Source organism: Pseudomonas sp. SMV7 (assembly GCF_052041995.1).
GTDB lineage: Bacteria > Pseudomonadota > Gammaproteobacteria > Pseudomonadales > Pseudomonadaceae > Aquipseudomonas.
Genome location: NZ_JBKGGT010000008.1, coordinates 146,038 through 167,082, shown reverse-complemented (window position 1 = coordinate 167,082; position 21,045 = coordinate 146,038). Strand labels below are relative to the sequence as shown.

General features: G+C 65.9%; 18 protein-coding genes. 5 read left to right on the top strand and 13 right to left on the bottom strand.

What is annotated here, in order from left to right:
• Positions 1-79: 79 nt before the first annotated feature.
• From ACLEJP_RS12565 to ACLEJP_RS12505, 13 genes are all read right to left on the bottom strand, one after another.
• A complete protein-coding gene (locus ACLEJP_RS12565; RefSeq protein WP_186688170.1) occupies positions 80-775 on the bottom strand; it encodes a response regulator in 696 nt (231 codons plus the stop codon).
• On the bottom strand, positions 772-3,426 hold the full coding sequence (locus ACLEJP_RS12560) for a DUF4118 domain-containing protein (RefSeq protein ID WP_440806822.1): 2,655 nt from the start codon (positions 3,424-3,426) through the stop codon (positions 772-774). The genes ACLEJP_RS12565 and ACLEJP_RS12560 overlap by 4 nt, the downstream gene beginning before the upstream one ends.
• A gap of 157 nt (positions 3,427-3,583) precedes the next feature.
• Entirely contained in the window at positions 3,584-4,135 is a 552-nt protein-coding gene (gene kdpC / locus ACLEJP_RS12555; RefSeq protein WP_440806821.1) for a potassium-transporting ATPase subunit KdpC, read from the bottom strand.
• Positions 4,136-4,145: 10 nt separating this feature from the next.
• A complete protein-coding gene (kdpB, locus tag ACLEJP_RS12550) occupies positions 4,146-6,200 on the bottom strand; it encodes a potassium-transporting ATPase subunit KdpB (RefSeq protein WP_440806818.1) in 2,055 nt (684 codons plus the stop codon).
• Positions 6,201-6,209: 9 nt separating this feature from the next.
• A complete protein-coding gene (gene kdpA / locus ACLEJP_RS12545) occupies positions 6,210-7,904 on the bottom strand; it encodes a potassium-transporting ATPase subunit KdpA (protein ID WP_440806816.1) in 1,695 nt (564 codons plus the stop codon).
• Between the two features lie 9 nt (positions 7,905-7,913).
• Positions 7,914-8,003, bottom strand: coding sequence for a K(+)-transporting ATPase subunit F (gene kdpF, locus ACLEJP_RS12540; protein ID WP_440806814.1), 90 nt, complete (start codon positions 8,001-8,003; stop codon positions 7,914-7,916).
• Positions 8,004-8,285: 282 nt separating this feature from the next.
• Positions 8,286-9,332, bottom strand: a complete 1,047-nt coding sequence (locus tag ACLEJP_RS12535; protein ID WP_440806812.1) for an AI-2E family transporter — start codon at positions 9,330-9,332, stop codon at positions 8,286-8,288.
• Positions 9,333-9,344: 12 nt separating this feature from the next.
• A complete protein-coding gene (locus ACLEJP_RS12530; RefSeq protein WP_440806809.1) occupies positions 9,345-10,139 on the bottom strand; it encodes a DUF4892 domain-containing protein in 795 nt (264 codons plus the stop codon).
• Positions 10,140-10,248: 109 nt separating this feature from the next.
• On the bottom strand, positions 10,249-11,103 hold the full coding sequence (locus tag ACLEJP_RS12525; RefSeq protein ID WP_440806807.1) for an alpha/beta fold hydrolase: 855 nt from the start codon (positions 11,101-11,103) through the stop codon (positions 10,249-10,251).
• The gene (locus ACLEJP_RS12520) at positions 11,100-11,888 is read right to left on the bottom strand and encodes an alpha/beta fold hydrolase (protein ID WP_440806805.1); all 789 of its coding nucleotides are present in this window, start codon (positions 11,886-11,888) and stop codon (positions 11,100-11,102) included. The genes ACLEJP_RS12525 and ACLEJP_RS12520 overlap by 4 nt, the downstream gene beginning before the upstream one ends.
• 154 nt (positions 11,889-12,042) lie before the next feature.
• Entirely contained in the window at positions 12,043-12,501 is a 459-nt protein-coding gene (gene sixA, locus ACLEJP_RS12515) for a phosphohistidine phosphatase SixA (RefSeq protein WP_440806802.1), read from the bottom strand.
• Positions 12,498-12,845 (bottom strand): DUF4389 domain-containing protein, encoded by a 348-nt coding sequence (locus ACLEJP_RS12510; protein WP_440806799.1) that lies wholly within the window; start codon positions 12,843-12,845, stop codon positions 12,498-12,500. The genes sixA and ACLEJP_RS12510 overlap by 4 nt, the downstream gene beginning before the upstream one ends.
• Before the next feature lie 24 nt (positions 12,846-12,869).
• Positions 12,870-13,895, bottom strand: a complete 1,026-nt coding sequence (locus tag ACLEJP_RS12505) for an NAD(P)H-dependent glycerol-3-phosphate dehydrogenase (RefSeq protein ID WP_440806798.1) — start codon at positions 13,893-13,895, stop codon at positions 12,870-12,872.
• Positions 13,896-14,109: 214 nt separating this feature from the next.
• Between ACLEJP_RS12505 and ACLEJP_RS12500 the strand changes: the two genes are divergently transcribed.
• The 5 genes from ACLEJP_RS12500 (at position 14,110) to fabB (ending at position 21,030) form a co-directional block, all read left to right on the top strand.
• Positions 14,110-16,257 carry a TonB-dependent receptor plug domain-containing protein gene (locus tag ACLEJP_RS12500; RefSeq protein ID WP_440806796.1) on the top strand — a complete coding sequence of 716 codons (2,148 nt, stop codon included), beginning with the start codon at positions 14,110-14,112 and terminating at the stop codon, positions 16,255-16,257.
• Complete coding sequence (locus ACLEJP_RS12495) at positions 16,257-17,147, top strand: ABC transporter substrate-binding protein (RefSeq protein ID WP_440806793.1); 891 nt, start codon at positions 16,257-16,259, stop codon at positions 17,145-17,147. The genes ACLEJP_RS12500 and ACLEJP_RS12495 overlap by 1 nt, the downstream gene beginning before the upstream one ends.
• Positions 17,144-19,075 (top strand): ATP-binding protein, encoded by a 1,932-nt coding sequence (locus tag ACLEJP_RS12490; protein WP_440806791.1) that lies wholly within the window; start codon positions 17,144-17,146, stop codon positions 19,073-19,075. The genes ACLEJP_RS12495 and ACLEJP_RS12490 overlap by 4 nt, the downstream gene beginning before the upstream one ends.
• Positions 19,076-19,282: 207 nt before the next feature.
• Positions 19,283-19,798, top strand: a complete 516-nt coding sequence (gene fabA / locus ACLEJP_RS12485) for a 3-hydroxyacyl-[acyl-carrier-protein] dehydratase FabA (RefSeq protein ID WP_170030830.1) — start codon at positions 19,283-19,285, stop codon at positions 19,796-19,798.
• 11 nt (positions 19,799-19,809) lie between these two features.
• Positions 19,810-21,030 carry a beta-ketoacyl-ACP synthase I gene (gene fabB / locus ACLEJP_RS12480; protein ID WP_225778538.1) on the top strand — a complete coding sequence of 407 codons (1,221 nt, stop codon included), beginning with the start codon at positions 19,810-19,812 and terminating at the stop codon, positions 21,028-21,030.
• Positions 21,031-21,045: the final 15 nt, after the last annotated feature.

The following is a 21,045-nucleotide window of genomic DNA, read 5'->3' as shown; positions in this document are numbered from 1 at the left end:
GCTTGCTGGGGCTGGCTTGCCGGCGATGTGGCCGGGACAGGCAGCACAGGGCAGCCACTATCACCCGCTTTTCCCACGGTCAGGCGGTTGGCGCTACCAACCTGTACCCGACCCCCGCCTCGGTGATGATGAACCGTGGCGCGGTGGGATCATCGCCCAGCTTCTGTCGTAAATGCCCCACCACGATCCGCAGGTAATGGGTGTCATCCACGTGGGTCGGCCCCCAGATATCCTTGAGCAGCTGCTGCTGGGTAATCACCCGCCCCGGGTGCCCGGCCAGTTGCGCCAGCAGTGCATATTCCTTGCGCGTCAATGCCACCTCTACCCCGTCCAGGGTCACCCGGCGAAAGGCGAAGTCCACGGTCAGCGGCCCGAAGCTGGCGGCGATCTCCGAGCCGCCGGCCTGCGGCACCTGGCGCAGCAAGGCGCGCACCCGGGCGAGGAATTCCTGGATACCAAACGGCTTGGTCACATAGTCATTGGCACCGCCATCCAGCGCATCGACCTTCTGCACTTCGCTGGCGCGCACCGACAACACCAGCACCGGCACCGCACTCCACTCCCGCAACTCACGCAGCACCTGCTGGCCGTCCATGTCCGGCAGGCCGAGGTCGAGCACCACCAGGTCGGGTTTGCCCAGCGCCGCCTGGGCCAGCCCTTCGCTGCCGGTGGCGGCCTCGAGCACCTTGTAGCCTTGCGAAGCCAGGCTGATGCGCAGGAACTTGCGGATCTGCGGTTCATCGTCGATGACCAGAAGAGTAGCGGACTGGCTCATGGGGTTTCGCTTTCGGCTTCAGGTTGAGGGGGCAGCGGCAAGCATAGAGTGATGCAGGTGCCCTGGCCATCGATGCCTTCGCCAACCTCGATCTGGCCACCGTGCGCGCCGATCATGCCCTGGCAGATGGCCAGGCCCAGGCCGGTGCCCTGCCCGCCACGGTCTCCGCGGGCTGCGGTGTAGAACATGTCGAAGATCTTGTCGCGGTCAGCTACCGGAATGCCCGGGCCCTGGTCGCTGACGGCGAAGCATAACCGGGCGTCGCGTACCGACACCTGCAATTCCAGCCGGCCATTGGCCGGCGAGAAGCGCGCGGCATTTTCCAGCACATTGACCAGTGCCTGTTCGATCAGCGCCGCATGCACGAACAGCAACGGCAGCTCGGCCGGCACATCGGTGTGCACGCGCAGCGGTGCCAGCACCACGCGCAGGCGGTTGAGCGCGCTGCCGACGATGTCGGCCGGGGCCACCCAGTCGCGGGCCAGCTTGAGGCCGCCATGGCCCAGGCGGGTCATGTCCAAAAGGTTCTGGATGTAGCGGTCCAGGCGTTCCGCCTCATTACGCGTGCCCTCCAGCAATTCGCGGCGGTCTGCAGCCGGAATCGCTTCGCCCAATGCCAGCAGGCTGTCGATGCTGCCTCGCATGGCCGTCAACGGAGTACGCAGGTCGTGCGACACCGAGGCGAGCAAGGCGCTGCGCAGTTGCTCGGTTTCGCCATGCAGGCGTGCCGCCTCCAGCTGTTCGGCCAGGCGCGCGCGGGCCAGGGCCTGGGCCAGCGGCTGGCCCAGGGCGGTCAACAAGCGCCGGCGCGGATCGCTGAGCGACTGGCCGGAACGTGAGCGCACGCCAAGCAAGGCCAGGGGCTGTTCGTCCACCGCCAGCGGCCACCACCACCAACAGCCATTGGGCAGGGTATCGCTGCCATGGCCGGCGGCCTGGCCATGCTGCCAGGCCCATTCGGCTGCGGCGCGTTCGTTGTCGCTGAAGGCATGGGCAATGCCACTGGCCACCTGCAACTGGCCTTCGGCATTGCGCTCCAGCAGGCATACCTGCGCATCCTGCCATCCGTCCAGGTACTGCGCGGCGGCGTTGAGCACCGCCTGGCGGTCGGTGGCCACCGTCAGCCGACGCGACAGGTCGAGCAACTGGCTGGTCTGCGCCTGGGTTTCGCGCAGCGCCTGCAACTGGCGGCGCTGGCGCGCGGCCAGGTTGCCGGTGAGGGCGGCCATCAGCAGGAAGAACAGCAGGGTCAGCACGTCTTCTTCGCGCTGGATGGTGAACGAGAAGTTGGGCGGGATGAACAGGAAATCGTAGGCCAGGAACGACAGCGCGGCGCAGGCCAGGGCAGGCCCCAGGCTGCTGCGCACTGCCACCAGCAACACGGCGGCGAGGAATACCAGCGAGATATTGGGCAACGCCAGTACGCTCGACACCGCCCAGGCCAGGCCCGCCGCCAGGAGGGTCGCCAGCAGTGCCAGCAGGTAATGGCGCCAGACCCACACCTGCCGCACCGCCAGACGCGGCGCCTGCGGCTGCACGTCACGGTCGAGCACGTTGATTTCCAGGCCGTGGCTGTCCCGCAGCAAGCGCGCGGCCACACCGGCCCCGAACAGGCGCCGGCGCAAGCGGTTGCGCGACTGCCCGACCAGCACCAGGCTGGCGCGCCGCTCGGTGGCATGCTGGATCAATGTGGCCGCCACTTCGCCGGCGCGCAACAGCACCACTTCGCCACCCAGGCGCTCGGCCAGTTGCTGGGCCGCCAGCAGGCGCTGCCGCGCGGTTTCGTCGCGCAAACGGCCATTGTCCACGTGCACCAGGCTCCACGGCAGGTGGCGGCGCTGCGCCACCCGGCTGGCATGGCGTACCAGGCGTTCGGCCTGGTCGTCACCATCCACCCCCACCAGCAGGCGCCCGCGCAGTGCCGGAGCCTCCTGCCCGCGCTGGCGATAGCCGTGCGCCAGGTCGGCATCCACCTGGGCAGCGGCAGTCTGCATGGCCAGCTCACGCAAGGCAGTGAGGTTGGTTTGCGAGAAGAACGCGTCGATGGCGGCGCGCGCCTGCTCGGGCACGTACACCTTGCCTTCGCGCAGGCGCTCGAGCAGTTCGCGCGGTGGCAGGTCGATCAGCACCAGCTCGAAGGCTTCCTGCAGCACCCAGTCCGGCAGGGTTTCGCGCACTTGCACGCCGGTGATGTCGCGGACCTTGTCGTTGAGGCTTTCCAGGTGCTGGACGTTGACCGTGGTGTACACGTCGATGCCGGCGGCCAGCAGCTCCTGAACATCCTGCCAGCGCTTGACGTGGCGGCTGCCGGGCGCGTTGGTGTGGGCCAGCTCGTCGACCAGCACCAGGGCTGGCGCGGCCTTCAGCAAGCCATCGAGGTCCATTTCCTCGAGGGTGACGCCGCGATACTGGCTGCGCAGCATGGGCTGCTGCTGCAGGCCACCGAGCAGCGCCTCGGTTTCGGCGCGGCCGTGGGTTTCGACCACCCCGGCCACTACTTGCACGCCCTGGCGTTGCTGGGCGTGGGCGGCCTGGAGCATGGCGAAGGTCTTGCCGACGCCGGGAGCGGCGCCGAGAAACACCTTCAACCGGCCGCGGCCGGTTTGCGCGAGGGTAGCCAACAGCGCGTCTGCGCGGGTGGAGTCACTCATCTTTCATCCTTTGCTATTTCCAGCAAGCAGCAAATCCAGGGACAAACACCGTACCTGTGGGAGCGGGTTCACCCGCGAATACGATGGTGGCACCACTATCGCATTCGCGGGTGAACCCGCTCCCACAGGGGTCCCTGCTAGCCCCTCAAGTCATCTATCAATGGCTGAGGTTTTCCAAGGCCTGGTTCAAAGCCAGCACATTGACCACCGGCGGGCCAACCAATGGTTGCAGGGTGGCGTCTTCGAGCAAGCCTTGCAAGCGCTCTACCGGCAGTTGCCGCGCCGCCGCCACCCGTGGAATCTGGTAGGCCACGGCTTCCGGTGGCAGGTGCGGGTCGAGGCCACTGCCCGAGGTGGTCAGCAGCGCCTGGGGCACCGGCCCCTGCTGCGCCTGATACTGCGCTGCCGCAGCACCCTTGACCCGCTCGGCCAGCGCCGGGTTGCTCGGCGACAGGTTGCTGGCGCTGCTGGCCACGGTGGCGAATGCGCCTGCCGAAGGGCGTGAATGGAACCAGCCATCGCCGTGGAAATCCTGGGCGATCAGCGCCGAACCGCGTACCTGGCCCTGGTCATCGCGCACCAGGCTGCCGTTGGCCTGGCTGGGGAATGCCAGCTGGGCAATCCCGGTCACCGCCAGCGGATACAGTGCGCCAGTCAGAAGGGTCATCAACAAGGCCAGGCTCAGCGCCGGGCGGACATAGGCGTTCATGATGGCCTCCTCAGACCAGGTGCAGGGCAGTGAGCAGCAGATCGATCAGCTTGATCCCGGCAAACGGCACGACGATGCCGCCCAGCCCGTAGATCAGCAGGTTGCGCCGCAGCAGGTGCGCCGCACTGGCGGCCTGCACCCGCACGCCGCGCAGCGCCAGCGGGATCAGCACGATGATGATCAGCGCGTTGAACACGATGGCCGAGAGGATCGCGCTCTGCGGGCTGGCCAGGTGCATCAGGTTGAGCACGCCCAGCTGCGGGTAGATGGCAGCGAACAGCGCCGGCAGGATGGCGAAGTACTTGGCCACGTCGTTGGCGATGGAAAAGGTGGTCAGCGCACCGCGGGTGACCAGCAGTTCCTTGCCGACCTGGACCACGTCCAGCAGCTTGGTCGGGTCACTGTCCAGGTCGACCATGTTGGCCGCCTCGCGCGCGGCCTGGGTGCCGTCGTTCATGGCCATGCCCACGTCAGCCTGGGCCAGGGCCGGGGCGTCGTTGGCGCCGTCGCCGCACATGGCCACCAGGCGGCCGTCGTTCTGCTCCTGGCGGATGCGGGCCAGCTTCTTCTCCGGCGTGGCCTCGGCCAGCACGTCATCCACGCCGGCCTCGGCGGCAATGGCGGCAGCGGTCAGCGGGTTGTCGCCGGTCACCATGACCGTGCGGATGCCAAGCTTGCGCAGCTCGGCGAAGCGCTCGCGAATACCGGGCTTGACCATGTCCTTGAGGTGGATCACACCGAGCAGGCGCTTGTCCAGGCACACCAGCAACGGCGTGCCACCGCTCTGGGCGATGCGCTCCACTTCACGGGCCAGCGCCGGCGGCATTTCCAGGCGTTGCATGCCGACGAACGCCAGCACGGCATCGACGGCACCCTTGCGGTAACGGTGCTGCTGGAAGTCGATGCCCGACAGGCGCGTCTCGGCGCTGAACGCCACGGCCTCGAATTGCCCGGCGGCCGGCTCGATGAAGTCATGCAGTTGGCGCAGGTACTCGACGATCGACTTGCCTTCGGCGGTGTCGTCGGCCAGCGACGCCAGCAAGGCGCCCTCCCCCAGCTCACGGGCGGTGACGCCCGGGGCGGCATGCAGCGCGCTGCAGCGGCGGTTGCCGAAGGTGATGGTGCCGGTCTTGTCGAGCATCAGCGTGTGCACGTCACCGGCGGCTTCCACTGCACGCCCCGAGCGGGCAATCACGTTCAGCCGCACCAGCCGGTCCATGCCGGCGATGCCGATGGCCGACAACAGGCCGCCGATGGTGGTGGGGATCAGCGTCACCAGCAACGCGGCGAGGAAGATCAGCGGTAGGCTGCCTCCAGCGAAGTGGGCGAACGGCTGCAAGGTCACCACCACGATCAGGAAGATCAGGGTCAGGCCGATCAGCAGGATGTCGAGGGCGATCTCGTTCGGGGTCTTCTGCCGCTTGGCGCCTTCGACCAAGGCAATCATGCGGTCAAGGGTCGATTCGCCCGGGTTGCTGGTGATCCGGATCAACAGCCAGTCGGAGACCAGCCGGGTATTGCCGGTCACTGCCGAGCGGTCGCCACCGGACTCGCGGATCACGGGCGCCGACTCGCCGGTAATGGCGGCCTCGTTGACCGCAGCGATACCTTCGAGCACCTCGCCGTCACCGGGGATCATTTCGCCGGCCGTCACCCGCACCACATCGTCCTTGCGCAGCGCGCTGGCCGCGACGGTTTCGTAGCTGCCGTCGCGCTTGCGGCGTTGCGCAGTCAAGCCCTGGCTGCCGGCCTTGAGGCTGTCGGCGCGGGCCTTGCCACGGCCTTCGGCCAGGGCTTCGGCGAAGTTGGCGAACAACACCGTGAACCACAGCCACAGGGCGATCTGCACGGCTACGCCGGTGCTGACGCCACTGCCAGGCACGGCGCACAGGACGGTGGTCAATAACGCCGTCAGGGCGACCACCAGCATCACCGGCGAGCGCTTGAGCTGACGCGGGTCGAGCTTGACGAAGGCCTGCACCAGCGCCGGGCGCCACAGTGCGGCGAAACGGGTCTGGTCCTTGGCACTGTGGCGGGTTTGCACTTCAGGAATAGGCATGTTCATGGTCGATCCTCAAAAACCCAGGCTCAGGTGTTCGGCAATCGGCCCAAGGGCCAGGGCCGGCAGGAAGGTCAGGCCACCGACCAGCAGAATGGTCACCAGCAGCAGGCCAGTGAACAGCGGGCCATGGGTGGGGAAGCTGTTCAGCCCCTGGGGCGCGCTTTTCTTCGCCGCCAGGCTGCCGGCCAAAGCCAGCACCGGCAGGATGTAGCCGAAGCGGCCGATGAGCATGGCCAGGCCGATCATCAGGTTGTGGAACACCGTGCCGGCGCCGAAGCCGGCAAAGGCCGAGCCGTTGTTGGCGGCACCCGAGGTGTAGGCGTACAGCAACTGGCTGAAACCATGTGCACCGGGGTTGCTCACCGCAGTCGCCGGGCCAGGCAGACTGGCGGCGATGGCACCGAGCACCAGCACGCCGACCGGCATCACCAGCAGGGTAGCCACCAGCAGTTGCACCTCGCGGGCCTGCAGCTTCTTGCCCAGGTATTCCGGGGTGCGGCCAATCATCAGCCCCGCCAGGAACACCGCGATCAACACGAACAGCAGCATGCCGTACAGCCCAGCACCGACACCGCCGAAGATCACCTCGCCGACCATCATGTTGACCATCGCCACCATCCCGGTGAGGGGGTTGAGGCTGTCGTGCATGGCATTGACCGAACCGTTGGAGGCCGCTGTGGTAGTCACCGTCCACAGCACCGAGCCGGTGGTGCCAAAGCGGCTTTCCTTGCCCTCCAGCGGCGCACTCTGCTGTACCTGCGCGCTGTCCAGGGCCGGGTTGGGCTGGTGCTCGGACCACAACGCCGTGCTACCGCCGATCAGGAACAGGGCCAGCATGCAGGCGAGGATGGCGCGGCTCTGGCGCAGGTCCTTCACGTAGTGGCCAAAGGTGAACACCAGCGCCGCCGGAATGAGGATGATCGACGCCACCTCGAACAGGTTGCTCCAGGCCGTGGGGTTCTCGAACGGGTGCGCCGAGTTGACACCGAAGAAGCCACCGCCATTGGTACCCAGTTGCTTGATGGCGATCTGGCTGGCGGCCGGGCCCAGCGGGATGGTTTGTTCGCTGCCTTGCAGGGTGATTGCATGAGCGTAATCGGCCAGGGTCTGCGGCACGCCCTGCCACACCAGCAGCAGCGCCAGCAGCAGGCACAGTGGCAGCAGGCCGTAGAGGGTGGCACGGGTCATGTCGACCCAGAAGTTGCCCAGCGTCGTCGCGCTGCGCCGGGCGATGCCACGGCACAGGGCGACCAGCACGGCCAGGCCGGTGGCGGCGCTGACGAAGTTCTGCACGGTCAGGCCGAGCATCTGGCTCAGGTAGCTGACCGACGCCTCACCGCTATAGGCCTGCCAGTTGGTGTTGGTGACGAAGCTGACAGCGGTGTTGAACGCCAGCGACCACTCTTGCCCGGGCAGGTGCTGCGGATTCAAGGGCAGGTAGCCCTGCAGCAGCAACACGGCGAACAGCAGCAGGAACCCGGCCAGGTTGAAGGCCAGCAGGGCCAGGCTGTACTGCTGCCAGTTCTGTTCCTGGCTGCTGCGCACACCCGCCAGCCGGTAACAGGCCTGCTCGACCGGGCCGAGCACAGGTGACAGCCAGGTCCGCTGGCCTTCCATGACCTTGTGGTAGAAGCGGCCCAGGAAAGGTGCCGGCACCAGTACCAGGGCGAAGAACGCCACCAGCAGTGCGAAATCGTAACTGTGCATGGCCGCTCCCTAGCCGCGATCGGCGCGCAGCAGCGCCACCAGCAGATAAAACGCCAATGCCACTGCCAGCAGCAGTGACAGCCCGTCGAGCACGTTCATGTGTAGTTCTCCCCGTGGTGCGGCTTGAGCCGCTTTGGGGGAATTGTCCGAGGGAGGGGCGTAAAGGGGCGAGATCGAGCGGCCGCGATCAGAATAAAGAATGCGTAAAGATCAAATAGGTGTTGCCTGCACCGACCTCATCGCGGCTAAAGCCGCTACAGGCCGCGTCAGGCTGGCAACCAGACCGGTTCGGTACGTTGCAAAAATACAGGAGCGGATTTATCCGCGATGCGCCGCGCAGGCGGCGCTCGATCACATGGGAGACAAACACCGCAAGGCGAACTAAGACTGCACCTGCCCCGAATTCCGGCTCCAGTCCAGCAACAGGCTATACCCCACGGCCAGCAAGGTCGGCCCGATGAACAACCCGATGAAACCAAAGGCAATCAACCCGCCAAATACCCCCAGCAGCACAATCACCAGCGGCAGGTTGCCGCCACGGCTGATCAGGTACGGCTTCAGCACGTTGTCCACGCCGCTGATGACGAAGGTGCCCCAGATGCCGAGGAACACCGCCATGCCGTAATCACCCTTCCACACCAGCCAGGCCGTGGCCGGGATCCAGGCCAAGGGCGGCCCCATGGGGATCAGGCTGAGCATGAAGGTCACCAGGCCCAGCACGATGGCGCCGGGGACACCGGCAATCAGGAAGCCGATCAAGGCCAGCACGGCCTGCGCCGCAGCCGTGCCGATCACACCGTTGACCACCCGCTGCACCGTGCCGGCGACCAGTTCCAGGTAGTACTCGCCGCGCTCGCCCACCAGGCGGTGCAGCAGGCGCAGGACGAACGCCGACAACCGCGGGCCGTCGCGATAGAAGAAGAACACGAAGACCAGGCTCAGGGTCAGCTCCAGCACGCCGCTGCCGATTTGCGCACTGCGCGCCAGCAACCAGTTACCCACCTGCCCCAGGTGCGGCTTGATCGAAGCCAGCAAGGCCGCGCCCTGCTGGTCCAGCGACTGCCACCAGCCGACCAGGCGTCCGCCCACCAACGGGATGCCACCCAGCCAGGCCGGTGCATCGGGCAGGCCATCGACCTGCACGTCACGGACAAACGCCGTGGCATCGCGAATATGGTCGGCCAGGTTGAACCCCAGCCACACCAGCGGCAGGGCCACGATCAGGATCCAGGCGCTGGTGAGCAGGCTGGCGGCCAGGGTTTCGCGACCGCCCAGCACGCGGGTAAGCAAGCGCATCAGCGGCCAGCTGGCAAAGGCCAGGATGGCCCCCCACAACAGCGCCGAAATGAACGGTGCCATTACCCAAAGCCCGGCACCCAGCAGTGCCAGCAGCAGAATCTGGATCAACAGACGGTCATTGTTAACCATGGCGCGGCTCGTTCAACGGATCAGTTCAAGGTGCAGGCCTTCGCCTGGCGCGCTACCGACCTCGAGACGGCCACTGCGCACCCCCGCCTTGACCAGCGCCTCGCGCCAGGCTTCAGCCTGCGGGCCACTGAGGCTGGCACGCAGGGTGCTGTCGAGGTTGAGGCTGCGCGCCAGCAGGTCTGCCCAGGTGTCTTGCGGCGCCGCCAGGTCAGGGTAGTCGAGCTTGCCGGTGTCGCGCATTTCCCGCAGCACCGTGGCGGCAGTCGGCAGCAGTACCCCCAGCGGGCTGCCGGCGACGAACTCCTCCACATGCAGGTAGGCGCGGCGGTTGCCGCGGGTAACGCTGTACAGCGCGACCAGGGTGTCGGCCTGCTGCGCCGAGCGGCGCAGCAGGATGAACGCCTGTTGCTCGTCGCCACCGTTGAGGCGGGCATTGGCGAATACATCGTTGGCCCACAGGCTGGCTTCGCCGCAATCGCGGCCCTGACACCAGAACAGTGGGTAGCCACCCTCGCGCTGCAGCGCTTCGCGGGCGCTGGTGAATGCTTCGCGGGCGGTGCGCTCGACCGGCAGCTCATAGGTGACCGAGCTGACCTGGCCGCGGCTTTCGACCTTGTTCTCGACCCGCAGGCGACCGCTGATCTTGCGTAACGGGCCCATCGGGTAGACGCGCTCCTGCTCCACCGCCGGGCGCTGGTCGACCACCTTGGCGTCCACCGGTACCGGCAGGCTGCTGCCCCATGACACCGGGCTGACCAACACCACGCAGGCCGCGAAGGCAAAACGAATGGCAACAGGCGCGCTCATCGGCGACCCAGGCGGCGCTCAGCGCCGAGGTGAAGCTCCAGGATGTCTGGCAATTGCATGGTTGTCTCCCTGTTCAACCCGCCAAGCCTCGACAGTTGTCGGTTGCAAGTCAAGCAAAGCCAAAGAAGCGATTGAAACAGTCTGCGACAAGCACTGCGCCGTGCTCATCGTTCAGGTGCAGGTGATGGCCACCGGGCAGCCTCACCTGTTCAAAGGGTAGCTGCTGCAGCAACGCGGTGTGGCGTGCCAGCATGCCATCGGCCGCCACAACCAGGCACACCGGACAGCTCACCCGGCGCACATGGGCCATGGCCTGGGCTTCACTCAGGCGCAGCGGCGATGGCAGGGTCAGGCGGCTGTCGCTGCGCCAGCTGTAGCCACCCGGCACCGGCATCAGGCCGCGCTGGGCCAGCAGCTCGGCGGCCTCGCGACTGACCGCGACCATGCCCTTCATGCGCGCCTCTACGCCCTGCTCGAGCGTCGTGTACACCGACTTGCGCTTGTCGTCCAGGCGCAGCTGGGCCTGCAGGGCCATGCCCAGGCGCTCGGCGGTGTCCTGCTCGGCACCGGTCGGGGGGATGACGCCATCGATCAAGGCCAGGTGGCTGACCCGCTCCGGCAACGCCCCAGCCAGTTGTACCGAAATGATTGCCCCCAGCGAATGGCCGAGCAGGGCGAAACGTTGCCAGCCCAGTTGCCCGGCTACCCGCAGCACGTCATGGGCGTAATCGGCCAGGGCATAGCCGGCGCCGGGCGGCCGGTGCTCCGAGTAGCCATGCCCAGCCAGGTCCAGGGCGACGATGCGCAGGCCTTTGAGGCGCGGTGCCAGGCGGGCGAAGCTGTTGGCGTTGTCGAGCCAGCCATGCAGGGCGATCACCGGCAGGCCATCGTCCGGGCCGAACAGGTGCGCTGCCAGCTCGATATGGCCCAGGCTCAGGCGGATTTCCTCGACCTGCGTGCTCATGCCTGGCTCCAGCGGTCGAACAGGCCCTTGATCAGGCTGGCGGTGTCGGTTGGCCGCTCCAGGGGGAACATGTGCCCGCCCGGCACGCTGTGGTATTCGCCCTTGGGCATGCCGCGTACAGCCAGCGCATGGTGGCGGCGAATGACATTGCTGCGCTCGCCGCGGACCATGGCCAGTGGCACCTGCAGCTGCCGCGCAGGCGCAGGGCTGGTATGCGGAATGCTACGGTAGATGCTGATTTCGGTGGCGACGTCGAAGCGCAGTTGCAGTCCCTGCGGCATCGCCTGCAGACCATGCTCGACATACGCATCCAGGCAATCGGGGTCGAAATGGCGAAACAGCGATTTGCCGGCAAAATAAGCCCGGGCGCTGTTACGGTCGCCGAAGGTTTCGCGGCGTCCCAAGGTGCGGCCAGCCGGGGTGATACGGTCGATGAAACCGAAGCGCTTGGCGGTGCGCAGCAGCCATTGGTCAGCGCGGGTGAGCACTGGCGAGTCGAGCATCACCACGCCCCGGTAGTACTCCGGGCGGCGCAGGGCCGCGTGCAAGTGCAGCACACCGCCCAGCGAATGGCCGACACCCCATACCGGCTGATCCTGCCGGGCCAGGTGGTGCAGCAGTTCATCGACCAGCCCCTGCCAGTTGTCGTCCACCGGGAAGCGCGGATCGTGCCCGTGCTGTTCCAGGTGCTGAACCTGGTAGTCCGGTGCCAGTGCCGCGAACAGCTTGCCGTACGTGGCAGAAGGGAAACCGTTGGCATGGGCGAAGAAGATCTGCTGCGACATGGCGCCACATCCGGATGGCAAATGATGGCCCATTGTCGGTATCGCCGGAAGGTTCGGCAACATCCGGAAAGGTCATCGACAAGGGCTATCAGGTCACTGTTGCTCAAGATCTGAAGCATTGCACCACCTTCGTGGCGGCGGGCAATCCTTGGGTTCAAGCCGGGGAGTTGATCGCCCGCAGGGTCATCAGGCCAGCCAGCGGCCAGTCCCCTTCCAGTTCCGCCAGGCTGGCAGTGCTCATGCCCGCCGGCCGCTGTTGATGGCCATGCTCCAGCGCGCCGACCAATGTCCCCACCAACGGCTGATGACTGACCAGCAACACATGCTCCAGGCCCAGGCGCTCGATTTCGCCGATCACCTGCTGCACGTCACTTTCGGGCGTCAACCACGGCACAGTGCGCACCGGTTCGGCGAAGCCCAGGGTGTGGTGCACCAGGGCTGCCGTCTGCTGGGCGCGCACGTATGGGCTGGCGAGGATCGCCTGCAACGGCTGCCCCAGCAGGCGAGCGGCGCTGTGCAACACCTGCTCGCGACCATGGGCGGTCAGCCGGCGTTCGGCATCGCTGCTGGCCCGCGGCTCCGCTTCACCGTGGCGCAGTACCCACAGCTTCACAGCTTGGGCTCCTCGTCACGCACCGGGTGCGGCGCAGCAGCCACGGCGTGCGGCGCCTCGCCTTCCGGGGCGCGCGGCGTCGGCCAGTCGGCGAACGGCCAGGGTTTCTGGTCAGTGTGGAAAGTGCCGAACCGACCAATCTGCGCCAGGTACTGGCTGAGGCTGTCACCAAAATTCATCAGGCTGGCGCTCGGCGCGCCGTAGACCAGGCGGTAGACCAGTTGCACCAGTACCAGGCCGCCGAGGAGGATCTCGGCCAACTGCCAGACCACCAGGAACACCAGCATCCACAGCACCCGCAGGATGATCGACTCGCGCTGGGCGCGCTCCGGGGTATCGTTCATGTTTCGCTCCTTGCTTCGTGCGGCTCAGTTGAAACCGCTGATGGAAATGAAATCGACATCGGTCTTCGGCTCGGCGCGCATCAGGTGCTCGATCACCTGGTTCAGCGTGCGGCCTTCGAACAGGATCGCATGCAGGCCGGCCACCAGCGGCATGTACACTTGCACTTCCTGGGCCTTGGCCTTGAGTACCTTGAGCGTATTGACCCCTTCGGCCACTTCGCCCAGGCGGTTGACGGCCTGCTCCAGGCTCAGGCCTTGGCCCAGGGCATATCCCACCTGGTAGTTGCGGCTCTTGGGCGAGGAGCAGGTGACGATCAGGTCACCGACGCCGGCCAGGCCGAGGAAGGTCATGGGGTTGGCACCCTGGCTCACGGCAAAGCGGGTCATCTCGGCCAGGGCACGGGTAATCAGCATGCTCTTGGTGTTCTCGCCCATGCCCAGCGCCACCGCCATGCCGGCGATGATCGCGTAGACGTTCTTCAACGCACCACCCAGCTCGACGCCAAAGCGGTCGGTACTGGCATAGACACGGAAGGTACGCCCATGCAGCACGGCCTGCACCTGCTGGCACAACTTTTCGTCTTCGCTGGCGACCACGGTGGCGGTCAGGGCGTGTTCGGCGATCTCGCGGGCCAGGTTGGGGCCGGAGAGCACGCCGATGCGGGCTTCGGGGGCGATTTCCTCGAGGATCTGGCTCATCAGCTTGAAGCTCTGCGCTTCGATGCCCTTGGTCAGGCTGACCAGGTACTTGCCGCGCAGCAGCTCGGCATGGGGCGCCAGCACGCTGCGCAGGGCGCTCGATGGCAGGGCGACGAAGATCAGGTCGCTGGCTTGCAAGGTGGCCAGCAGGTCGTTGACCGGTTCGACACCGTCCTGCAGGCGGATGCCCTTGAGGTAGCGTGGGTTTTCGCGGTTGACGCGCATGGCTTCGGCTTGCTCGGGGTCGCGCATCCATTGGCGCACTGGCACGCCATTTTCGGCCAGCAGGTTCGCCACGGCGGTGCCGAAGCTGCCGCCTCCCAGAACTGCAACAGGTTGCTGTTCAGTCATAATCAATCCGTTAGAGCCATTAAGTTAAGTGGCGACCTGAACATTATACGGGTCGTCTGCTACAGAGCCAGTGGTGGGGTTTTTCGGGTTCGCCTTGGGGGCGCGCTCGATCGCACAGGCGCTGAACCCCTCAAGACATGCACCCCCGCCCCAACCACCCTCCCAAGCCGGCCTACCCCACGGCCCACTGGCAAAACCCGCTCGGTCAGTTACCATGCCTGTCTCAATCCTGAAACAAGGCAGCTTTGTGTTCCCTGGCATGCCCCCGTACCCGCGCCTGCTCCTGCTGACTGCCCTGCTCGGCGGCCCGGCCGTGGCCGACGATCTGTTCATCGACAACACCGACCTGCCGCAGGTGCTGACCGCCACACGCTTGAAACAATCCCCCGCAGCAGTGCCGGGCAGCATGACCGTGCTCGACAGCGAGCTGATCCGCGCCAGCGGCGCCCGCGATATCCCCGAGCTGCTGCGCCTGGTGCCAGGCATGATGATCGGCTACGGCGCCGGCAACCAGCCGACGGTCAATTACCACGGCAGCAACGTCAATGACGCCCGGCGCATGCAGGTACTGATCGACGGCCGCTCGGTGTACCGCGCAGGCCTGGCCACGGTGGACTGGAGCGATATCCCGCTGGCCATGGAAGACATCGAGCGCATCGAGGTATTCCGTGGCCCCAACACGGTCAGCTACGGCGCCAATGCGCTGATGGCGGTGGTCAACATCCTCACCCGCAACCCCGCCGACAGCCATGGCACGCGGCTGAAGACCACCCGCGGCGAGGACGGCATCAACGATTTCTACGCCAGCCACGGCTTCGGCTGGGACGGTGGCGACATGCGCCTGTCGCTGTCCGGCCAGCAGGACGACGGTTTCGATGAAAACCAGTTTGGCCAGGACTACCGTGACAGCCGCCGGCTGACCCGCCTCAACCTCAATGCCAGCCACAGCCTGGCACACGACCAGACCCTGGAATGGCAACTGGCAGCGAAGGAAGGCAGCAACCAGCGGCCATACACCTACCAGCCGGTGTTCAAGAAATACGAGGCGGGCAACGACGCTGACGTCAATGCCAAGGACTACGCTGGCTCGCTACGCTGGACCAAAGACTTCAGCTCCGAGCACAGCCTGTATGTCCAGGGCTCGGCCCAGCACTTCGACCGTCAGCAGGTCTGGCGGGCCTGCGACGCCTTGCAGTCGTTCAGCCCGGAATTGACCCAGCTTTGGCAGATCAACCCTGACTTTGCCGAAAAAGTGGCACGCGGCATTGCAACCGGTGCGCCGCTTTCGACCGACGACCCGGTCATGAAAGGGCTGCTGGAGAAGGTTCAGCAGCAATGGGCGAACGGTGGCAACCAGCAGGTCTGCGGGGATGTCGACCAGAGCACGCGGGAAACCCGCTACGACCTGGAAATCCAGGACACCCTGAGCCTGACCGACAGCCTGCGCCTGCTCAGCGGCATGAATTACCGCTACGATCGTGCCGACTCGCAAACCTACTTCAATGGCAGCATCGACGACCAGACCTGGCGCCTGTTCGGCCAGTTGGAGTGGCGCGCCGACGAGCACTGGATCCTGCAAGGCGGCACCATGTTCGAAGACTCGCGCCTGTCGGGCAGCTCGCTGACGCCGCGGGTGGCGGTCAACTACCTGATCACCCCGCGCCATGGATTGCGCGCGGTGTATTCGGAGGCCGTGCGTTCGCCCGACATGTTCGAGAACAACGTCAACTGGAGCTACACGGTCAAGAACCTCAGCCCCAATGCGTTCGGCCTGCAAAACGGCGAGTACTTCGTCAAGACCCGTGGCCCGGGCGACCTTGAGCAGGAGCGTATGCGCTCGCGCGAGGTAGGCTACAACGGTTACTTCAGCGACATCGGCCTGAGCATGGATGTGAAGCTGTTCTACGACGAGATCACCGGAATGATCAGCGAGCCCCTGAAGAACAACCAGTTTATCGCCAGCAATGCCAACAAAGCCCGTTTCAGCGGTAGCGAGGCACAACTGGACTGGCGCCCGACCCTGCGCGACCGCCTGCGCCTGACCTATGCCTACGTGGATGCGTGGGCCAGCAACCCCGACGACCGCCGCCTCAGCGCCCGCAACAGCGGTTCGGCCGGGTGGATGCACGAATGGGGCGATGGCTGGTCGAGCGCGCTGTTCTACTATGGCGACGATGCGCTCAACCAGTACCGTTACGAGCGCCTCGACCTGCGCCTGGCCAAACGTTTCCGGGTGCGCGGCAGTAACCTTGAACTGGCGGCGCTGTGGCAACAGCGCCTGGACGATGAGCCGACCACGGCGATCCAGAACCGCTACGACAGCCGCCACCGCCTGAGCGTCAGCGCGGAGCTGGAGTTCTGATGGCCCTGTTGCTGCGCCTGTTGCTGCTGTGCCTGTGGCCGTGGGGGCCGCTGTCCGCCAGCGAAATCGTGCTGGTCGGCGCAGAGGACCAGCCCGGCATCCGCAGCTTCGTCGCGGCACTGGAAAGCCGTCGCCCGCACGATCATGTGCACTTCCAGACCACCGCCGACCTGCCACGCCCCGGCCTGCTCAAGAGCGACCTGCGCCTGATTTTGCTGGACAACGCCGCGCTGGAATGGCGCCTGGGTGAAAACACCGGCCCGCCAGCCCTGGCCATGCGGGTCAGCCGAGTACAGGCTGCACAGCGCCTGGGAAAGTCGCTGCCAGCGTTCCTCACGTTGTTGTGGAGCGACCCACCGCTGGGCCGGCAACTGCGCCTGGCGCGCTACCTGCTGCCACAGGCCCAGCGCATTGGCGTGCTGTATGGCGAGCACAGCGGTTTCCTGCTCGAAGAGCTGCGCCTTGCCGCCCGCCCGCTGGGCCTGGAGATCATTGCCCAGGACTGGCCCGACCCGCGTGACAGCCGGCCGCTGCAGCACCTGCTGGCCAACAGCGATGTGCTGCTGGGCCTGGACGACCCTGACCTGTACAACTCCAAGACCGCCAAGAACCTGCTGCTGAGCAGCTATGGCCGGCAGATGGCGCTGATCGGCCCGAACGCCGGGTTCGTCCGCGCCGGCGCACTGGCCAGCACCTTCAGCGACCAGGACGACTGGCTGGCGGTACTCGACCAGTTGCTCGACCAGCCGCCGGCGCGCTGGCCGCGCAGCTTGTATCCGGCACGCTACGGCGTCAGCGGCAACCAGCAGGTGGCACGCGCCCTGGGCCTTGAACCGATCGATCCGAACGCCGCCGCCAAGGCCATGGCCGAAGGAGAACCCACCCCATGAGCAAGCGCCTGAGCTGGGACATCCACACCCGCACCCAGATCATCAGCCTCGGCCCTGCCCTGTTGCTGACCCTGCTGCTGATCAGCTTCTTTACCTTCGTCCGCATCCAGGACCTGCGCCAGGAGCTGAACCACACCGGGCAACTGATCGCCAACCAGTTGGCGCCGGCCTCGGAGTACGGGGTGATCTCCGGCAACAACGAGGTGCTCGAGGGCCTGATGCGCGCCACCCTCAGCATTCCCCACGTGCGCTTCCTCGAAGTGCAGGACAGCCGCAACCACATTCTGGTGTACGTCGAGCAGTCCGACGAAAGCGCCAACCGCGCGCAGCGTGTCGAAGTGTTCCAGGCGCCCATCCGCCTGCAGCAGATCCGCCTGGACAGTGACTTCCTGCAACAGGGCAAGACAACCGCCCCGGCCATCGGCGACGACTACCTCGGCCGGGTGATCGTCGGCATGTCCGATGACGCCTTCAGCCAGCGCCAGCAGGAAATCGTGATCAAGGCCGGCATCCTCGCGCTGTTCGCCCTGTTGTTCACCTTCCTCCTGGCGCGCCGCCTGGCCCTCAGCCTGGCCAAGCCGATCAGCGACATGGGCCATGCGGTCAAGGCCATCCAGCAGGGTGAGTACGACAGGTTGTTGCCGGTGGTCGACGACAGCGAGCTGGGCCACCTGGCGCGCCATATCAACAACCTGGCGCATGCCCTGGAGCAGGCCAGCGACGAGCAGAAACAGGCGATTGCCGAGCTGATCCAGGCCCGCGAAGAGGCCGAGCAGGCCAACCGCGCCAAGTCGGACTTCCTGGCAATGATGAGCCACGAGCTGCGCACACCGATGAATGGCGTGCTGGGCATGCTGCAGTTGCTGGAAACCACGCCGCTGAACACCGAACAGGCCGAGTACGCCGCGGTGGCCAGCGAGTCCACCGGGCACCTGCTCAAGGTCATCAATGACATCCTCGACTTCTCGCGCATCGAACGTACCGCGCTGCAGCTGGAACACATCGACTTCAACCTCGGCGAGCTGATCACCAGCAGCGTCCTGTCGTTCCAGCACAGCGCCCAGCAACGCGGCCTCGGCCTGCACCTGCAACTCCCGGTCGGGATCGAGCACTTGCAGGTCAACGGCGACCCCACGCGCATCCGCCAGATCCTGCTGAACCTGGTCGGCAACGCACTGAAGTTCACCGAACGCGGGCAGGTGCAGGTCGAGGCGCACTGGCAGGTGCTCGACCGGCAACTGATCTGGCTGACCTGCAGCGTGCGTGACACCGGTATCGGCATCGACAGCGAACGCCTGGAAATGATGTTCGTGGCCTTCCAGCAGGCCGACAGCTCGATTTCCCGTCGCTATGGCGGCACCGGGCTGGGGCTGTCGATCGCCCGCACCCTGGCCGAACGCATGGGTGGCAAGCTGCGCGGCGAAAGCCGTGAAGGCCTTGGCTCGACCTTCACCCTGGAAATGCCCTTGGCCCTGGCCAGCCCTGCCGCGGCCGCGCTGGCGCAGCCTGCCGATACACAACCTGCGGTTGGCGACCACGACCAGGTGCTGCTGGTGGAGGACAACCAGGTCAACCAGAGCGTCATCGCCGCCATGCTGCGCAGCCTGGGGCTGGCGGTATGCACCGCCGAGGACGGCCTGGAGGCGGTCGAGCGGGTCAGCCGGCAGCGCTTTGCCGCCGTGCTGATGGACTGTCGCCTGCCGCACCTGGACGGCTATGAGGCCACCCGGCGCATCCGCCAATTGCCCAACGGTGCCGCGCTACCGATCATCGCCTTGACTGCCAATGCCTTGCAGGGCGACCGCGAGCGTTGCATGGCAGCCGGGATGGACGACTACCTGAGCAAACCCTTGCGCCGCACCGAACTGCAGCAGGTACTGCAGCGCTGGCTGCCCGGTCGGACAACCGCGACTGGCGATAAATGCTAAAGTGCGGCAGTCTTAAACACTGGACAGGACCTTCAACGGACCTGAAAATAGACGTTTCAGTGCACACCTGTACTTCTTTCACCAGGCGCACTGTGACTTTCACCACAACGCAATAGTCTACCTGTAGGCTGCCGCCCCGAAGCAGTTGGTTTTCGGGCCGGCCGGGAAGATTCATCCCCTGCCACAGGGGGTTATTGAGGAGCTCGCATGACCAAACAACACGCCTTTACTCGGGAAGACCTGCTGCGCTGCAGTCGCGGTGAGCTGTTCGGCCCAGGTAATGCGCAACTGCCCGCGCCGAACATGCTGATGGTCGATCGCATCACCCATATCAGCGAAGAAGGCGGCAAGTACGGCAAAGGTGAATTGGTCGCCGAGCTGGATATCACCCCGGACCTGTGGTTCTTCGCCTGCCATTTCGAGGGCGACCCGGTAATGCCGGGCTGCCTGGGCCTCGACGCCATGTGGCAGCTGGTCGGTTTCTTCCTCGGCTGGCAGGGCCTGCCGGGCCGCGGCCGCGCCCTGGGTTCGGGCGAGGTGAAGTTCTTTGGCCAGGTACTGCCGCAGGCCAAGAAGGTCACTTACAACATCCACATCAAGCGCGTCCTGAAGGGCAAGCTGAACATGGCCATCGCCGATGGCTCGGTCAGCGTCGACGGCCGCGAGATCTACACTGCCGAAGGCCTGCGAGTCGGCGTGTTCACCTCCACTGACAATTTCTAAGGGTTATTCGCATGCGCCGCGTCGTTATCACTGGTCTGGGCATCGTATCGTGCCTGGGCAATGACAAAGCTACCGTCACCGAAAACCTGCGCAACAGCCGTCCGGGTATCCGTTACAACCCGGAATACAAGGAAATGGGGCTGCGTAGCCAGGTTTCCGGGTCCATCGACCTCAACCTCGAAGAACTGATCGACCGCAAGGTCTACCGCTTCGTCGGCCATGCCGCTGCCTACGCCTACCTGGCGATGCAGGACGCGATCAAGGACGCCGGCCTGACCGAAGAACAGGTTTCCAACCCGCGTACCGGCCTGGTGGCTGGCTCCGGCGGCGCCTCGACCCTGAACCAGATGGAAGCGCTGGACACCCTGCGCGAGAAAGGCGTCAAGCGTGTCGGCCCGTACCGCGTAACCCGCACCATGGGCAGCACCGTTTCGGCGTGCCTGGCCACCCCGTTCAAGATCAAGGGCATCAACTACTCGATCTCGTCGGCCTGCGCCACTTCGGCACACTGCATCGGTACCGCGCTGGAGCAGATCCAGTGGGGCAAGCAGGACATCGTCTTCGCCGGTGGCGGTGAAGAAGAGCACTGGAGCCAGTCGTTCCTGTTCGACGCCATGGGTGCCCTGTCGACCAAGCGCAACGAGACCCCGGAACTAGCCTCGCGCGCCTACGACGCCGACCGTGACGGCTTCGTCATCGCCGGTGGTGGCGGCATGGTAGTGGTCGAGGAGCTGGAACACGCGCTGGCCCGCGGCGCCAAGATCTACGCCGAAATCGTCGGCTACGGCGCTACTTCCGACGGTTACGACATGGTCGCTCCGAGCGGCGAAGGTGCCATCCGCTGCATGCAGCAGGCGCTGTCCACCGTCGACACCCCGATCGACTACCTGAACACCCACGGCACCTCGACCCCGGTCGGCGACGTTGCCGAGATCAAGGGCGTGCGCGAAGTATTCGGTGCCAACGCGCCGAAGATCAGCTCGACCAAGAGCCTGTCGGGCCACTCGCTGGGCGCCGCCGGCGTGCACGAGGCGATCTACTGCCTGCTGATGATGGAAAACAACTTCATCGCCGGCTCCGCCAACATCGACGAGCTGGACCCGGAGGTCGCCGACCTGCCGATCCTGCGCAAGACCGAAGAAAACGCCAAGATCGACACGGTCATGAGCAACAGCTTCGGCTTCGGCGGCACCAACGCCACCCTGGTGCTCAAGCGCTGGACTGGCAAGTAAGACGCTGATGCAGTA

Bases quoted from the DNA above. Each gene is read 5' to 3' on its own strand.
- ACLEJP_RS12565 (WP_186688170.1), bottom strand. From the start codon at position 775: ATGAGCCAGTCCGCTACTCTTCTGGTCATCGACGATGAACCGCAGATC.
- ACLEJP_RS12520 (WP_440806805.1), bottom strand. From the start codon at position 11,888: ATGTCGCAGCAGATCTTCTTCGCCCATGCCAACGGTTTCCCTTCTGCC.
- fabA (WP_170030830.1), top strand. From the start codon at position 19,283: ATGACCAAACAACACGCCTTTACTCGGGAAGACCTGCTGCGCTGCAGT.
- ACLEJP_RS12535 (WP_440806812.1), bottom strand. From the start codon at position 9,332: ATGGTTAACAATGACCGTCTGTTGATCCAGATTCTGCTGCTGGCACTG.
- kdpA (WP_440806816.1), bottom strand. From the start codon at position 7,904: ATGCACAGTTACGATTTCGCACTGCTGGTGGCGTTCTTCGCCCTGGTA.
- ACLEJP_RS12525 (WP_440806807.1), bottom strand. From the start codon at position 11,103: ATGAGCACGCAGGTCGAGGAAATCCGCCTGAGCCTGGGCCATATCGAG.
- ACLEJP_RS12530 (WP_440806809.1), bottom strand. From the start codon at position 10,139: ATGAGCGCGCCTGTTGCCATTCGTTTTGCCTTCGCGGCCTGCGTGGTG.
- ACLEJP_RS12560 (WP_440806822.1), bottom strand. From the start codon at position 3,426: ATGAGTGACTCCACCCGCGCAGACGCGCTGTTGGCTACCCTCGCGCAA.
- kdpB (WP_440806818.1), bottom strand. From the start codon at position 6,200: ATGAACATGCCTATTCCTGAAGTGCAAACCCGCCACAGTGCCAAGGAC.
- ACLEJP_RS12495 (WP_440806793.1), top strand. From the start codon at position 16,257: ATGGCCCTGTTGCTGCGCCTGTTGCTGCTGTGCCTGTGGCCGTGGGGG.
- kdpF (WP_440806814.1), bottom strand. From the start codon at position 8,003: ATGAACGTGCTCGACGGGCTGTCACTGCTGCTGGCAGTGGCATTGGCG.
- ACLEJP_RS12490 (WP_440806791.1), top strand. From the start codon at position 17,144: ATGAGCAAGCGCCTGAGCTGGGACATCCACACCCGCACCCAGATCATC.
- ACLEJP_RS12505 (WP_440806798.1), bottom strand. From the start codon at position 13,895: ATGACTGAACAGCAACCTGTTGCAGTTCTGGGAGGCGGCAGCTTCGGC.
- fabB (WP_225778538.1), top strand. From the start codon at position 19,810: ATGCGCCGCGTCGTTATCACTGGTCTGGGCATCGTATCGTGCCTGGGC.
- ACLEJP_RS12510 (WP_440806799.1), bottom strand. From the start codon at position 12,845: ATGAACGATACCCCGGAGCGCGCCCAGCGCGAGTCGATCATCCTGCGG.
- kdpC (WP_440806821.1), bottom strand. From the start codon at position 4,135: ATGAACGCCTATGTCCGCCCGGCGCTGAGCCTGGCCTTGTTGATGACC.
- ACLEJP_RS12500 (WP_440806796.1), top strand. From the start codon at position 14,110: ATGCCTGTCTCAATCCTGAAACAAGGCAGCTTTGTGTTCCCTGGCATG.